General features: G+C 73.2%; 12 protein-coding genes. 7 read left to right on the forward strand and 5 right to left on the reverse strand.

The annotated features are described in order from the left end of the window. Window positions 1-11 precede the first annotated feature (11 nt). Window positions 12-746: a gamma-glutamyl-gamma-aminobutyrate hydrolase family protein gene (locus ACFYZZ_RS01740; RefSeq protein ID WP_389170130.1), complete on the reverse strand. Its 735-nt coding sequence runs from the start codon at window positions 744-746 to the stop codon at window positions 12-14. 93 nt (window positions 747-839) lie between these two features. On the opposite strand from ACFYZZ_RS01740, the gene ACFYZZ_RS01745 reads away from it, so the two are divergent. From ACFYZZ_RS01745 to ACFYZZ_RS01760, 4 genes are all read left to right on the forward strand, one after another. Next, window positions 840-1,706, forward strand: a complete 867-nt coding sequence (locus tag ACFYZZ_RS01745; protein ID WP_389170133.1) for a LysR family transcriptional regulator — start codon at window positions 840-842, stop codon at window positions 1,704-1,706. Window positions 1,707-1,851: 145 nt separating this feature from the next. Then, window positions 1,852-2,409, forward strand: coding sequence for a PDZ domain-containing protein (locus ACFYZZ_RS01750; RefSeq protein ID WP_389170136.1), 558 nt, complete (start codon window positions 1,852-1,854; stop codon window positions 2,407-2,409). Between the two features lie 214 nt (window positions 2,410-2,623). Beyond that, window positions 2,624-3,751 carry a M24 family metallopeptidase gene (locus tag ACFYZZ_RS01755; RefSeq protein ID WP_389170139.1) on the forward strand — a complete coding sequence of 376 codons (1,128 nt, stop codon included), beginning with the start codon at window positions 2,624-2,626 and terminating at the stop codon, window positions 3,749-3,751. A 54-nt stretch (window positions 3,752-3,805) separates the two neighbouring features. Beyond that, window positions 3,806-4,750: an aminoglycoside phosphotransferase family protein gene (locus tag ACFYZZ_RS01760; RefSeq protein WP_389170142.1), complete on the forward strand. Its 945-nt coding sequence runs from the start codon at window positions 3,806-3,808 to the stop codon at window positions 4,748-4,750. Between the two features lie 16 nt (window positions 4,751-4,766). Here the strand turns inward: ACFYZZ_RS01760 and ACFYZZ_RS01765 are convergent, their stop codons facing one another. Continuing rightward, window positions 4,767-6,593, reverse strand: a complete 1,827-nt coding sequence (locus tag ACFYZZ_RS01765) for a phospholipase C (protein WP_389170145.1) — start codon at window positions 6,591-6,593, stop codon at window positions 4,767-4,769. A 499-nt stretch (window positions 6,594-7,092) separates the two neighbouring features. Beyond that, window positions 7,093-8,838, reverse strand: coding sequence for a malto-oligosyltrehalose trehalohydrolase (treZ, locus tag ACFYZZ_RS01770; RefSeq protein WP_389170148.1), 1,746 nt, complete (start codon window positions 8,836-8,838; stop codon window positions 7,093-7,095). A 174-nt stretch (window positions 8,839-9,012) separates the two neighbouring features. Here treZ and ACFYZZ_RS01775 point away from each other — a divergent pair, with 174 nt between their 5' ends. Continuing rightward, a complete protein-coding gene (locus ACFYZZ_RS01775) occupies window positions 9,013-9,564 on the forward strand; it encodes an FHA domain-containing protein (protein WP_389170151.1) in 552 nt (183 codons plus the stop codon). Window positions 9,565-9,680: 116 nt separating this feature from the next. Next, a complete protein-coding gene (locus tag ACFYZZ_RS01780) occupies window positions 9,681-10,103 on the forward strand; it encodes an SSI family serine proteinase inhibitor (RefSeq protein WP_389170153.1) in 423 nt (140 codons plus the stop codon). Between the two features lie 75 nt (window positions 10,104-10,178). On the opposite strand, the gene ACFYZZ_RS01785 is transcribed toward ACFYZZ_RS01780, so the two are convergent. Together ACFYZZ_RS01785 and lpdA are read right to left on the reverse strand one after the other, a co-directional pair. Continuing rightward, a complete protein-coding gene (locus ACFYZZ_RS01785; RefSeq protein ID WP_389170156.1) occupies window positions 10,179-11,429 on the reverse strand; it encodes a M14 family zinc carboxypeptidase in 1,251 nt (416 codons plus the stop codon). 133 nt (window positions 11,430-11,562) lie between these two features. Beyond that, window positions 11,563-13,056, reverse strand: coding sequence for a dihydrolipoyl dehydrogenase (gene lpdA, locus ACFYZZ_RS01790; protein ID WP_389170158.1), 1,494 nt, complete (start codon window positions 13,054-13,056; stop codon window positions 11,563-11,565). A gap of 112 nt (window positions 13,057-13,168) precedes the next feature. Here lpdA and ACFYZZ_RS01795 point away from each other — a divergent pair, with 112 nt between their 5' ends. Continuing rightward, window positions 13,169-14,110 (forward strand): LysR family transcriptional regulator, encoded by a 942-nt coding sequence (locus ACFYZZ_RS01795; RefSeq protein ID WP_389170161.1) that lies wholly within the window; start codon window positions 13,169-13,171, stop codon window positions 14,108-14,110. Window positions 14,111-14,121: the final 11 nt, after the last annotated feature.

Raw genomic sequence — 14,121 nt, forward strand, 5'->3', positions numbered from 1 at the left:
CCCCGGTCAGGTCACGCGGGCAGGCGCGCCGCCCGGCTCGCGTGCTCGACCGCGGCTCGTGCCAGCGCCCGCACCACCGGGTGCGGGCGCGAGCCGTCGCCGGACAGCTCCGGCTGGAACAGCGTGGCCAGGAAGAAGGGGTGGCCCGGCAGTTCGGCGACGCGGACCTGCCCGTCCTCGTCGTGCCCGGACAACCGCAGACCGTGGGCGCGGAGGGTGTCGAGGTGGCGCGAGGGGCCGTAGGCGCAGTGGTACCGCTCGACCGTCCGCTCCGCACCGATCACGGAACGGGCGAGCGAGCCCGGCTCCAGGGTCACGGCGGCCTCATGGCCGACGAGCGAACAGGCCAGCGGCTCGATGAGCAGGTCCTCGGCGTCGGGGTCGTTCTCGGCGTGCGCGGTCCCGGTCAGCCCGCACACGTTCCGGGCGAACTCCAGCAGCGCGTGCTGGAATCCGCCGCAGGTGCCCAGGAACGGGATGCTCTCCTCGCGCGCGGTGCGGATGGCCGCGAGGACACCCGCCTCGCTGCGGTACGGGCTGCCCGGCAGCACCCACACCGCGTCGAAGCCGCGCACCGCCCCCTCGGCCGCCGCGTCCTCGGACGGGATCCAGTAGGCGTCCAGGACCAACCGGTCGCGTTCGGCGAGGGCGTCCAGCAGGAGCGGGACACGGGTGTGCGAGACGACGTTGGGGGAGCGGTCCCCGACGAGGGCGAGGGTGGCGGTGCGAGCCGCGGTGTTCGTCATGCCGTTCATCCTGGGCGGCGCCCGTCGTTCACGTCCAACGATGATTCCTGCACGGTCGATAAGCGCTGCTGATGGAGTGCGATCCTGTTCCGCATGGACCCGCACCTGCTGCGCACGTACGTCACCGTGGCGCGCCTTGCCTCCTTCTCCGAGGCCGCCCGCGAGCTGGGCTACACCCAGTCCGCGGTGTCCCAGCACATCGCCGCCCTCGAACAGGACCTTGGCGCGCCCCTGCTCACCCGGCGGCCCGTCGCCCCCACCGCGGCGGGCGATCGTCTGCTGGAGCACGCGGGCCCGCTGCTGCTGCGCCTGGACGCGGCCCGCGCCGACGTGGCCCGGATGGCCGCCGCGCCCGCGCACGGCCTGACCCTCGCCGCCACACCGACCGCCCTCGGCCCCGGCGTCCTGGGGGCGCTCCCGGCCGCGGGCGTGACCCTGCGCGTCCTCACCCGGGACGAGATCCCGGTCGCCGTCGCCACCGGCACCGCCGACCTCGGCCTGGTCGACGGCGTCGCGGCCCCCAGCGATCCGCTGCGGCTGCCCGACGTGGCACCGCTGACCACGCACGGTGTCGCCGAGGAACCCGTCAGCGTCCTGCTGCCCACCGGCCACCCCCTCGCCGGCCGCACCGGCCTGCGCCTGGGCGACCTCGCCGACGCCCGCTGGCTGGACGCACCCGACGCGGCCCTGCCCCTCGCCCACCTGCGCGCTGCGGGCGGCGGCGGCGCCTTCCGACCCGCTTTCCGCTACGAGGGCACCGACCTGCGCACCCTCACCGCCCTCGCCGCCGCCGGCCACGGCCTCACCCTGCTGCCCCGCTCGACGGCGACCGGCGTCCCGGGCACCGTCGCCGTCCCGCTCACCGCACCCCGGGTCGTCCACCGCACCGAACTCGTGCACGGCGGGGCCCCGACGGGAACGGCGGCGGAGGTGGTCCGGCAGCTGCTGGACCGTGCGTGAGTAGTGGACCGTGCGTGAGTGTGGGCCCGGTGCATCGCATCGAAGGCTATGACTACCCTCCGCCACGCTCCGGCCAGTCTCACTCGTTCGTGTCTCGTCGTGGAGCGGAGCCCCGGGTAGAGCACCAGCCGGAGGCGAGCGAACCATGGATCAGACTGCGTTGCGTCCCAAGCCGATGCCCGGTCAGAAGCGGCGGGGGACCGGCACTCCCGACCCCGTCCGGCGCCCGCACGCCGCGCGCCCACGCGGCCGGCGGCTCAGGACCCTGCTGTTCGGCCTGTGCACCGGCACCGTCCTGGTGCTCTCCGGGGTCGGCATCGGCACCGTCGGCGCCACCGTCATCAGCATGAGCAGACTGGCCGAGCTGCAACGCCAGGCCCCGCCGCACCACCCCTCGGCCAAACCGGCCCCTTCGCCGAGCCCCTCGGAGGCCCGGACCGGCGCGACCCTGGGCGTGGAGGCCGTCGACGCCGACAAGGCCGGCGCCCTGGTGGTCGGCGTCCACGTGCCGGGCCCCGGCTACACAGCGGGCCTCGTCCGCGGCGACGTCCTGCTGCAGTTCGGCAGGGCCCGCGTCGACACGGCCGCCGACCTCGCCCGGGCCGTCGCCCACGTCCGCCCCGGCACGGAGGTGACCCTGACCGTGCGCCACTCCAGCGGCGGTTTCCAGCAGCTGACCGTCGTTCCGGGTGTGGTGACCTGACCGCGGCCGACGTATGCTCCCGCGGGTCCGGACACGTCGGGAAACTCGCTGGTCGCACCCCGCCCCACGCGCCATGATGGCCCCATGCCGAGCCCCGTCCCCGCGGACCGCCGCCACAGGACCGCGCGATCGGCTCGCGCCGCCCTGTCCGGCCGGGCAGGATGCTGCCCGAGACCGCTTCGCCCCGTCACCACGACAGCGCTCGGAGGCCCGGATGACCGGTAGCACGCCCGCGCCCTTCACCGCCGACGACTACAGGGCCCGCATGGAGCGCGCCGCGCACGCAGCCGCGGACGCCGGCCTCGCGGGACTGCTCGTGGCGCCGGGACCGGACATGGTGTGGCTCACCGGCTACACGCCCACCGCGGTCACCGAACGGCTCACCGTGCTGGTCCTCACTCCGGGACACGACCCCGTGCTCGTCGTGCCCACCCTGGAGGCCCCGGACGCCGAGCACGCGGCCGGCGCGTCCGCGTTCACCCTGCGCGACTGGACCGACGGCAAGGATCCCTACGCCGTCACCGCCGCCCTCCTGGACCACAGCGGCCGCTTCGGCATCAGCGACAACACCTGGGCGATGCACCTGCTGGGCCTCCAGCGCACACTGCCCGGCACGTCCTACGCCGCCCTGACCGACGCCCTGCCCATGCTGCGCGCCGTCAAGGACGCGGCCGAACTGGAACTCCTGGCAGCCGCGGGAGCCGCCGCGGACCAGGCCTTCGAGGAGATCCGGAAGGTTCCCTTCGCCGGGCGCCGCGAGTCCGACGTCGGCCACGACCTCGCCGACCTGCTGCGCCGCTTCGGGCACTCCCAGGTCGACTTCACCATCGTCGGCTCGGGCCCCAACGGCGCCAACCCGCACCACGAGGTCGGCGACCGCGTCATCCAGCACGGCGACATGGTCGTCCTCGACTTCGGCGGACTCAAGGACGGCTACGGCTCCGACACCACCCGCACCGTCCACGTCGGCGAGCCGACCGACGAGGAACGCACGGTCCACGACATCGTGCGCGCCGCCCAGGAGGCCGGCTTCCGGGCCGTACGGCCGGGCGTCGCCTGCCAGGAGGTCGACCGCGCCGCGCGTGCGGTGATCACCGACGCCGGATACGGCGAGTACTTCATCCACCGCACCGGCCACGGCATCGGCGTCACCACGCACGAGCCGCCGTACATGATCGAGGGCGAGGAACAGCCCCTGGTACCCGGCATGTGCTTCTCCGTGGAGCCCGGCATCTACCTCCCCGGCCGCTTCGGCGTACGCATCGAGGACATCGTCACGGTGACCGAGGACGGCGGCCGCCGCCTCAACAACACCACGCGTGAGATGGTCATAGTGGACTGAGCGGCCCAGGAGACACACCCTCGACGACACCCCGGAACGGCTACGGCGCGACCCATGACCCAGGCACCGACACCCACCGCGGACTCCGTCCGCAGACTGGTCCGTTCCCTGCTCAAGGAGAGCAAGGAGACCGCGAACGGCACCGAGGGGCCCGAAGTCCGGCCCGTCACCGAGGGCCGCGAGCACACCTGGTGGGTCGGCACCCGCCATGTGCTGCGCCTCGCCCCCGACCGGGAGGCCTCCGCCCGCCGCCGCCGCGAACTGCGCCTGCGCGACCTCGTCCGCCCGCACCTGCCCGTCGCCGTCCCGGTCAGCGTCGCCCACGGCGACTGGGCACCCGGCCTCGCCTACACCCTCGACACCAAACTGCCTGGCGGCACCGCCGACGAGCACGACGTCTCCGCCGTCGGCGAGGCCGACCTGGCCGGGCTGCTCAGCGGACTGCGCGCCGTGCCGGCCCGGCAGGCGGAGGCGCTCGGCGTGCCGCGCACCGCCGCGCGCTCCCTGGAAGCGCTGCGCCGCATGGCCGTGCACGCGGCCGAACGGCTCGCCGCCGCCGACGAGTTCGACGCCGCCCGCCTGCTCCAGCTCACCCCGCCCGGCGCCGCCCAGCTCGCCGCACAGACCGGCACCGCCGTCCTCACCCACCACGGCCTCACCGGCGAGCACGTGGTGGTCAGCGCCGACGGACGGGTCCGCGGCATCCTGGACTGGACCGAGGCCGCCTTCGGCGACCCCGCCGAGGACATCGCCGGGCTCGCCGTCGCCGTCGGCTCCCCGGCCGCCGTCCGCGCCGCCACCCTCGCCGGCTACGGCGCCCGCCCCTGCCTGCGCGGCCTGTGGCTCGCCCGCTGCGACACCGTCATCCGCCTCACCGACCACCTCGAAGGCCGCGCCACCGGCTCCCCGACGCTGCTGCGGATCCAGCTGCGGCGCGCCTGGGAGCCGATCCTGCTGGAGCGCGTGACCGAGTTCAAGGACGACGAGACGGAGCCCTAGCTCAAGCAGTCCACGGTCACCGGGGAGGGTGTCCTTGGCGGTGGTGGTCATCGTGCCGGTATGCGGTGAACAGGTCGGTGACGCGTGCGTCCCGGGCTCTGCTGCCGTCCGGGAGCCTCAGCGAGGGCAGTCCGTACCGGTGCTCGATGGTGGCCAGGATGGAGGTCGTGTCGTGCTGGGTGTGGTCGACGCCTCTGCTCAGGCCGGGAGCGATCATGAGAGCCGGGACCCGGCTTCCGGGGCCGAAGACGTCGTGCGGTCCGCGGTTGCCCGGCGTACCCGGTGGCGGAACGTGGTCCCAGAAGCCGCCGTTCTCGTCGTACGTCACGATGATCATCGTGTGTTCGGCGTCGGGCCCGCTCTCCACCGCCTTGATGAGCTTGACCAGGTGGGCGCTGCCCTCGTACTCGCTGCCGCCGGGGTGCTCGTCGAACTCCTCCGGCTTGACGAAGCTGACCGCCGGAAGCCCGCCGGGGCGGGCGACGTCCTGGAGGAACTTCCGCTCGTCCGCGAGGTGCTCGGCCCGCGCGCCCGTCCCGTCGGCGTAGTTGGCGAAATAGCCGAGCGGCACATGGTGGACCGAGAAGTCGGACGACACGCAGTAAGGAAACACGGCACCCTTGCGCGCCGCGTTCGTGCAGGTGCCCGTGCTGGTGTGGGTGGGGCCTGCGGTCCAGCCGGGACCCAGCGGGTGTTGGGGATCCCGGCCGTTGTTGCCGACCGCGTTGTCCCAGCCCGCCGTGTACCAGGCCCAGGACACGTGGTGCCCGGACAGCAGGTCTCCGATGTTGTCGGAGTGCAGCAGCGGCAGCCGCTTGCCCTTCTCCCTGCCCGGCTTGTAGGGCTGCGTGTACGGATCGATGCTGTTGACCGCGTAGTCACCGCACACCGTGCCTCGGGGCGCGGGCACCGCCCCGTCGAAGCTCGGGGCGCAGCGCCCTTCGGAGTCAGCGGCCACGGTGAGGCGCCCGTCCTCCAGCCGGCCGCCCGGTGACGCGTAATAGGGCAGATCCTTCAGGTCGTCGCCCTGCGGCATTCCATTGACGTCCACGGTCGAGTGCAGGTCGCAGTCCTTCGTACCCTTCCTGCAGGCCTCCGTGCTCGTGCTGCCACTGTGGTCGGCATCGGCGAAGATCGGCGTCTGCGCGGCCACCAGCCATTGGTGGTTGAGAAAGGAGCCGCCGAACGCGGCCTGGAAGAAGTTGTCGAAGACCACGTACGGCGGGGCGTCGCTGCCGTGCAGGTAGGTGTAGATCGGCAGTTGCGTCGTGTCGTAGGAGCCCATGGTCAGGCCCGCGGATTCGTTGGCGACGACGAAGCGGTCCTGCCGGCCTCCGTGGATCTGGTACTGGTGCTGGTAGAAGCGATGTGTCAGGTCCTGCGTGCAGCCACCAGGTTCTCCCGTGCCGTTGGGCTTACCGCCGGGGCAGGTCGTGGCGTCGTGCGGGACGTAGTCGTCGATTCTCCAAGGACGGTTCGGGAACCCGCTCTTGACCCACCGCCACTCGTGCTTACTGCCCTGCTTCGCCGGATGTCCGGTGTCCGTACAGGTGGCCGGAACCGGTGACGGCGAGGTGAGGTTGGGATCCGTCTGGAACAGGCAGCGCAGCGGCCTGCCATCCTGGCCCACCTGGAGCGTGTGAGCCGCCGGGGCGTCGGACAGGCCCCACACGCGTTCGCCGCCGACCTCCCCCCAGTTGCCGTAGACGTGATCGAAGCTGCGGTTCTCCTGGTAGAAGACCACGATGTGGTCGATCCTGCTCGCCGGGTCGCGGTCGGCGGGCAGAGCGGCCGTGACGGGCGCCGCCAAACCCGCCAGACCCACCGCCGTCGCGAGCAGCACAGAGGCACGGTGCACCAACGGCCCTTTCTCCCGTCGAAAAGATCCCCGTGCACGATGACACCCCCGGCGCCACGAGACGGTCAGGCCGGGCCGCACGCAATCCTCGCCACCCGTACGGCCGACCTGACACAAAGCTTCTGACCTGGATCGATACGCCGACCGCCACACCTTCCGGGGCGGCGCCGACGGGGATAGGGGTGCCCACGACCGTGTTGGTGGTGGTGTCCATCACCGACACCGTGTCGCCACCGGGCCCGCCGCCGTTCTCGTTCACGACATAGGCATGCGGATGGGGGGTGGCCCAAGCCGTGGACGCGGCGGAGCCACCAGCACACGTAGCACGGGCCCTGGCACCGTCCTTCCACCGTCGGACGGCGCCAGGGCCGACTGCTGTGCGGGCCTCGTACGCTCCGGGCACCGGGCACAGACAGTCCGGCACCCTCGGGCTCAACGCCTTTCGCTCACTGCCCGCCCGTAATCCGGGATCGCAATCAGGCACTCAGGGCTGGACCAGCACCACGCACGACTCCCCGGGCACCTGCAGCAGACCGTCCGGGCCCGGTGCCGCCACCGGGTCCCAGGCGGCCAGGACCTGTACCCGCCCGGTGCCCAGCGGGATCCCCGCCTGCTCCTTGCCCAGGTTCACCGCCACCCGGACGTCCCCGCGCCGGAAGGCCAGCCAGCGGGCCTCCTCGTCGTACGCCACCTTCGTGTCGGCCAGGTCGGGATCGGTGAGGTCCGGCTGCTCCCGGCGCAGCTCGATCAGCCGCCGGTACCAGGCCAGCACGCGCGCGTGGGGCTCGCGTTCCGGCTCCGACCAGTCGAGGCAGGACCGCTCCCGGGTCGCCGGGTCCTGCGGGTCCGGTACGTCCTCCTCGGCCCAGCCGTGCTGCGCGAACTCCCGCCGCCTGCCCCGCCGTACGGCGTCGGCCAGCTCCGGGTCCGTGTGGTCGGTGAAGAACTGCCAGGGCGTGCCCGCCGCCCACTCCTCGCCCATGAACAGCATCGGTGTGAACGGCGCGGTCAGCGTGAGCGTGGCCGCGCAGGCCAGCAGACCGGGGGAGAGCAGGGCCGAAAGGCGGTCCCCCTGAGCGCGGTTGCCGACCTGGTCGTGGGTCTGGCTGTAGCCCAGCAGCCGGTGCGCGGCCACCTGCGCCCGGTCCAGCGGCCGCCCGTGGCCGCGGCCCCGGAAGCTCGAGTACGTGCCGTCGTGGAAGTAGCCGCCCATGAGCGTCTTGGCGAGCGCGGCGAGGGGAGCGCGCGCGAAGTCGGCGTAGTAGCCCTGGGACTCGCCGGTCAGCGCGGAGTGCAGAGCGTGATGGAAGTCGTCGTTCCACTGCGCCTGCAGCCCGAGGCCGTGGTCCGCGCGCGGGGTGATGATCCGCGGGTCGTTCAGGTCGGACTCGGCGATCAGGAACAGCGCGCGGCCCAGTTCGTCGGCGAGGCCGTCGACGGCCGCCGACAGCTCCTCCAGGAAGTGGCACGCGCGCGTGTCGCGCAACGCGTGCACGGCGTCCAGGCGCAGCCCGTCGATCCGGTAGTCCCGCAGCCAGGCCAGCGCGCTGCCCACGAAGTACGCGCGCACCTCGTCCGAACCCGGCGCGTCCAGGTTCACGGCGGCGCCCCAGGGGGTGTGATGGGTGTCCGTGAAGTACGGCCCGAACCGCGGCAGATGGTTGCCGGACGGCCCCAAGTGGTTGTGCACGACGTCCAGCACGACCCCCAGGCCCAGTTCGTGCGCCCGGTCCACGAACCGTTTCAGCGCCTCGGGGCCGCCGTACGGCTCGTGCACCGCCCACGGCGACACCCCCTCGTACCCCCAGCCGTGCCGCCCCGGGAACGGACACAGCGGCATCAACTCCACATGGGTGACGCCCAGTTCCACCAGGTGCCCGAGGCGCCCGGCGGCCGCGTCCAGGGTGCCCTCGCGGGTGTACGTGCCCACGTGCAGCTCGTAGAGCACCGCGCCGGTCAGCTCGCGCCCCGCCCACGCGGAACGCCACGCGTACCTCCCGTGGTCGACGACGGCGCTCAGGCCGTCCGGGCCGTCCGGCTGACGGCGCGAACGCGGGTCCGGCAGCACCGGACCGTCGTCCAGCGCGAACCCGTATCGCGCACCGTCCTCGGCCTGCGCCTCCCCCGTCCACCAGCCGGCGCGTACGGAGTCGCGCTCCAACGTGCGCGTGGCGCTGTCGCAATGGAGCGTCACACGGTCTGCCTGCGGTGCCCACACCTCGAACTGCACGGACGGTTCCCCTTCGTCTGCTCACCGTGATGTAGCTCGTCCATCGTGCCGCGAAAGCGATCTATCCGCTTTCGAATCCGCCCTTTACCAGCAGGTGTCGTGGAACTATGCGCGTGCGGTAACCGTTCTCCGCGTTTCTGGACACCGGGGATTCACTGCCCGACAATCACCAGCGTGACGTCGTCCTTCGAGATCCCCGTGTACCCCGCGCGCCTGTCCGACGCGGAGCGCGACAAGGCGCTGCAGGTGCTGCGAGACGGCGTTGCCATGGGCCGCCTGTCGCACGACACGTTCGTACGCCGCATGGAACTCGCGCTCGCCGCACGCCGCGCCGACGAACTCGCCGCCCTCACCGCCGACCTGCCCCGCGACAACCGCCTCTCCCGCGCGGTCTTCGGCACCGTCGAGGCCGTCTCCGGCTTCACCGTACGGCTGCGCCGGGCCTGGCAGGCCGAGCGACTGCCCAAGCTGCGGCTGCCGAACCCGGCGAACGGCCATCCGCTGCGCATAGGCCGCGACCCCGCGAACGGGCTGCGCCTGAACCACGAGACCGTGTCCCGCGTGCACGCCGACCTCCGCCGCCAGGGCGACATGTGGGTCCTCAGGGACCTCGGCTCCACCAACGGCACCACGGTCAACGGCCGCCGCGTGGTGGGTGCCGTCGTGGTCCGCGAGGGCGACCAGGTCGGCTTCGGACGGATCACCTTCCGGCTCTCGGCGGACTGAGACGCCGTCCCGCATTCGAGTCCCGCATTCGAACTGACGCACCGCTGTGCGCCCGTACGGTCCCGTTCGGGTGAGTCGGGGTGCGGAACGCGGGCCGCCGCGCCGATGCTTCGGGAATGACGTACATCACCCGAGCGACAGCGGCTGCAGGCGCCCTGCTGGCCTCCGTCGGCCTGCTCGCCGCGGGCCCGGCCCAGGCGGCACCCCGTCACACGCTCACCGGCAACTGGCTCGACCTCACCGTCACCCGCGGCGACACCCGGGCCGGCTACACGCGCGACACGCGCCACACGCTGCTGCTGTGCGACCCGCCCCTCGGGCACCGGCACGCTGCCGAGGCCTGTGCCGAACTCGCGGCCGCCGACGGCGACATCGATCGCATTCCGCCCAAGAAGATCTTCTGCACGATGATCTTCGCTCCCGTCACCGTCCACGCGCGGGGGCGGTGGCGCGGACGGCCGGTCGACTTCCAGGAGACGTACTCCAGCAAGTGCGTCATGAACGGGCGGACGGGAGCGGTCTTCGCGCTGGACGACTGAGTCCGGACGACTGAGTCCGGCGCGCGGGAGGCGGCAGGTACGGGAGGCGGCGGGCGCGGGAGGCTGTGGGGGGCCTCACGCGGCCCGTTCCCGGGCCTGCTGGGCCGCCACCAGCACCGTCCGGGACTGGTGCTCCACCTGGTTCTCCAACGGCACCCAGCGGGCCCGGAAACGGTCCGCGAAGGCCTCGCACCAGGAGGCGACCAGCTGTTCGAGCCGGGGCGCCGCCCGGTCGTCCGTCTCCCGCAGCACCCGCAGCAGCATCGCCGCCGCCCGCAGCGGCAGCCGCCGCCCGAAGGCGTCCACACTGCCGACGTACGCCATCGTCGTGCCGGCCGGCGGTGTGTGGATCCAGTCCTGCGCCAGACCCGGTATCAGCTCCAGCGCCCACCGCGAGGCCCGCAGCAACGGGCCGTCCGCGTCCTCCAGCCGGGGCAGCGCCTCGGCGAGCACCCGCTCCACCTCCAGCGAGTCCCGCAGCAGCCGCTGGGCCAGGCGTCCGATCGCCGCCGCCGGTGCCGGGTGCGGTGCCGGGTCGTCCACCAGGTCGCTGGCCCACATCGGCACCTCCACCACGGCCGTCAGACCGCCGTAGCGGTGCGCGTGGTACCAGGTGCTGTGCCGTGCGTCGTCCGGCAGGCTCGGGTAGGCGACCCCCGTCTCCGGGCCGGGCATCACATGCACCCCGGGCCCCGACGCGGGCCAGCCCGCGGCGTCCGAGGCACCCGTCTCGACCGGGATGTGCAGCTCGGCGGCGGACTTGGCGAACGGCTCCGCCAGGCCCGGCACGTCCTTCGTCAACTGCACCCAGCTGCCGCCCAGATCGGTGCCGTGCAGGGTCACCTGGAGGTAGGGGCGCAGTTCGTCGATCACCCCGGTCAGGGCCCGTGTCTCGGGCGGCAGGCGGTCCGGCGGGAGCACCGCCGGGGACCACTCCGGCTGCTCCGCGCCGGTCGGCCGGTAGAAGCCGAGGTGGTAGTCGAGCAGGCTGCGCGGCGCCGGGGTGACATGCAGGCTCGCGCCGTCCGGGTCCGCGCACAGCAGGAAGTGCCAGGAGGTGCCGGCCCGCAACTCCCGCTCGGCCAGCACCCGTTCGGCCAGTACCCGGAGGGTGGAGCCGCCCGTCGGCTCGTTGGCGTGGGCGCCCGCGACGACCAGCACGGCGCGGCGGGCGTGTCCCACCGACAGCAGATGCAGCGGCCGGCCGGCTCGCGAGCGGCCCACCTGCCTGAGCGAACACAGCCCGGGCTCCTGAGCGGCCAACGCTCGTGCGGAGGCGATCAGTTCGGGAACGCTGGGGTAGCGCAGCTCCGGCAGGAGACTCACCCCCGATTTGTCCGCCCGGCCTCGCCCTCCCAGTGCCGCACGGGATGGGTGAACTGTCAAGCACACGGCCGGGAGGCTCCAGGGGGCGCCCGGAGCATTCACGGAGGGTGCCGGACCGCCGCGATCCGGGGGCTCACTGCTGGTGCAGGCCGCGTCCGGCAAGCGTCAGGAACACCTCGCCCACCGCCTCCGACAGCGTGGGGTGCGGGTGCACGTGCCGGGCCACGTCCGAGGGCTGGGCGTCCCAGCCGACGATCAGCTGGCTCTCGGCGATCATCTCCGACACGTTCGGGCCCACCAGATGCACACCGAGCACCTGCCCGCCGCCGGCTTCGGCGACGACCTTCACCATGCCGCCCTGCCCGTGCACCATCCCCTTGGCGACGGCGGTCAGCGGCATCGTGTTGACGTCGACGTCGTGCCCACGCGCGCGTGCCTCCGCCTCGCCGAGCCCCACGGAGGCGGTCTGCGGCGACGAGTACGTCACCCGGGGCACGGCCGCGTAGTCGACCGGAGCCGACGGCAGCCCCGCCAGCGTCTCTGCCACCAGCAGGCCCTCCGCGAAGGAGGCGTGGGCCAGACCGAGCGAGGGCGGCGGCAGCAGGTCGCCCACGACATGGATCCCCGGTACGGCCGTCTCCAGCCGGCTCCAGTCCGCCGGTACGACGAACCCCCGCTCGTCCGTCGTCAGCCCGGCGGCTGCCAGGTCCAGGCCCTCGGTGACCGGGGCCCGGCCGACGGCCACCAGCAGCCGCTCTGCCTCCACGGTCCGGGTCTCCCCGCGAGCGGTGCGCACCCGCGCGCGCACGCCGTTCTCCAGCACCTCCGCGTCCAGCAGCCGCGCGCCTGCCTGCACGTCGACGCCCCGCTTCTTCAGACCGCGGGTCAGATGCCGGCTCACGTCGGCGTCCTCCAGCGGCACGATCCGGTCGGCGGCCTCCACCAGGGTGACCTCCGCGCCCATCGACCGGTGGAAGGAGGCGTACTCCGCCCCGATCGCACCTCCGCCCAGCACCAGGACCGACCCCGGCAGCCCCGGCGCGAACAACGCGTCGTCACTGGTCACCACGCGCCGGCCGTCGGGCACGAGCCCCGGGAGCGTGCGCGGTCGCGAGCCGGTCGCGAGGACGATCCCGCGGCGCGCGGTGAAGTCGCGCACGCCGAGCGCGGAATCGGCCTGTACGGCATCGGCGTGCAAGGCGTCGGCATGCGCGAGCGCGGAACCGGCGTGCACGCCCTCCACCCGCACCGTGCGCGCCCCCGTCAACCGCGCGCTCCCTCGCACCACCCGCACACCCGCGTGTGCCAGATGCGCCTCGACCCCCTTGTGGTTGCGCGCCACGATGTCGTCCCGTGTGGCCACCAGCGCCGGCCAGTCGACGGAGTCCAGCGTGGCCTTCACCCCCCAGCGTTCGCGGGCCTCGGCGATGCCGTCGACGAGTTCGGCGGCGTGCAGCATCGCCTTGCTGGGGATGCAGCCGCGGTGCAGGCACGTCCCGCCGACCTTGTCGCGTTCGACGAGGACGACGTCGAGACCGAGGGCGGCGGCGCGCAGGGCGGTGCTGTACCCGCCCGTGCCACCGCCGATGACGACGACGTCCGGCGTGTGCGTTGCCTCTGTGCTCATGGCCTGTGAGTTCATGACCTCCACCCTCCGCCCGCCCCTTGCCATGAGTCCAAGGCAATGTATTTGTGGAACCGATGCAGGACCCTTATGGGAAGACGGGGTAGGCGGCGCGATGAGCCTGAGACAGATGGAGTACTTCCTGACGGTCGTCGAGGAGGCGTCCTTCACGCGCGCGGCGGAGCTGCTGCATGTCACCCAGCCCGCGCTCTCGCACCAGATCAAGGCCCTGGAGAAGACGGTCGGCGGCGCCCTGCTGGAGCGCATGCCGCGCGGCGTGCGCCTCACCCCGATGGGCCGCGCCTTCCTGCCGCACGCGGAGCTGGCCGTCCGCAGCGCCGTCCAGGCCCGCCGCGCGGCCCGCGCCGCCGCCGGGGCCGAGGGCGGCGAGCTGCACATCGCGGCCCTGCACTCCATCGCCGTCGGCGCCCTCCCCGACGTCTTCGCTCGCTGGCGTACGGCCCACCCCAGGGTCCTGCTGCGCCTGCACGAGTACGCCACCTCCGAGGCCCTGGAGGAGGCGGTCCAGCGAGGCACCGCGGACCTCGCGATCGGCCCCGAGCCCGTCGGCGCGCCCGGCACCGTCGTACCGGTCGGCGAGGAGGAAGTCGTCTTCGTCGTGCCCTTCGACGACCGGCTCGCGGGCCGTACGAGGGTGACGCTGCCGGAACTCGCCGACCGTGCCTGGATCCGCTGCGCCATGGAACCCGTCGTCCACGGCGAGCGCTTCCTCGACTGGGCGTGCGGACAGGCCGGATACCGCCCACGGACCGCCGTGTGGACCGAGCACACCTCCACGGCCGTGCGCATGGCCGCCGCCGGGGTCGGGGTGTGCGTGGCGCCCTCCCACGTCGTGCGGGGTGCCGTCGGCGAGGACTGCGTAGTCCTCACCCCGGACCCGGCCTGGAAGCGCGCCCTGACGGTCTACGCGCGCGTGCCGCCCACCGGAGCAGCCGAGGCCTTCGTGGACCTCCTGCGCACCACCTGGCCCTCACCTGGAGCAGCCGCCCCGCAGGAACACGATGACCAAGCCCTGCCCGCCGCCCAGGCCGGCTGAGCAAGCGCCGA

This window comes from Streptomyces sp. NPDC001816 (assembly GCF_042892235.1).
Taxonomy (GTDB): domain Bacteria; phylum Actinomycetota; class Actinomycetes; order Streptomycetales; family Streptomycetaceae; genus Streptomyces.

Excerpts from the sequence above, each read along its gene's own strand:
- ACFYZZ_RS01740 (WP_389170130.1), bottom strand. The coding sequence starts at position 746 with ATGACGAACACCGCGGCTCGCACCGCCACCCTCGCCCTCGTCGGGGAC.
- ACFYZZ_RS01745 (WP_389170133.1), top strand. The coding sequence starts at position 840 with ATGGACCCGCACCTGCTGCGCACGTACGTCACCGTGGCGCGCCTTGCC.
- ACFYZZ_RS01750 (WP_389170136.1), top strand. The coding sequence starts at position 1,852 with ATGGATCAGACTGCGTTGCGTCCCAAGCCGATGCCCGGTCAGAAGCGG.
- ACFYZZ_RS01755 (WP_389170139.1), top strand. The coding sequence starts at position 2,624 with ATGACCGGTAGCACGCCCGCGCCCTTCACCGCCGACGACTACAGGGCC.
- ACFYZZ_RS01760 (WP_389170142.1), top strand. The coding sequence starts at position 3,806 with ATGACCCAGGCACCGACACCCACCGCGGACTCCGTCCGCAGACTGGTC.
- ACFYZZ_RS01780 (WP_389170153.1), top strand. The coding sequence starts at position 9,681 with ATGACGTACATCACCCGAGCGACAGCGGCTGCAGGCGCCCTGCTGGCC.
- lpdA (WP_389170158.1), bottom strand. The coding sequence starts at position 13,056 with ATGAGCACAGAGGCAACGCACACGCCGGACGTCGTCGTCATCGGCGGT.
- ACFYZZ_RS01795 (WP_389170161.1), top strand. The coding sequence starts at position 13,169 with ATGAGCCTGAGACAGATGGAGTACTTCCTGACGGTCGTCGAGGAGGCG.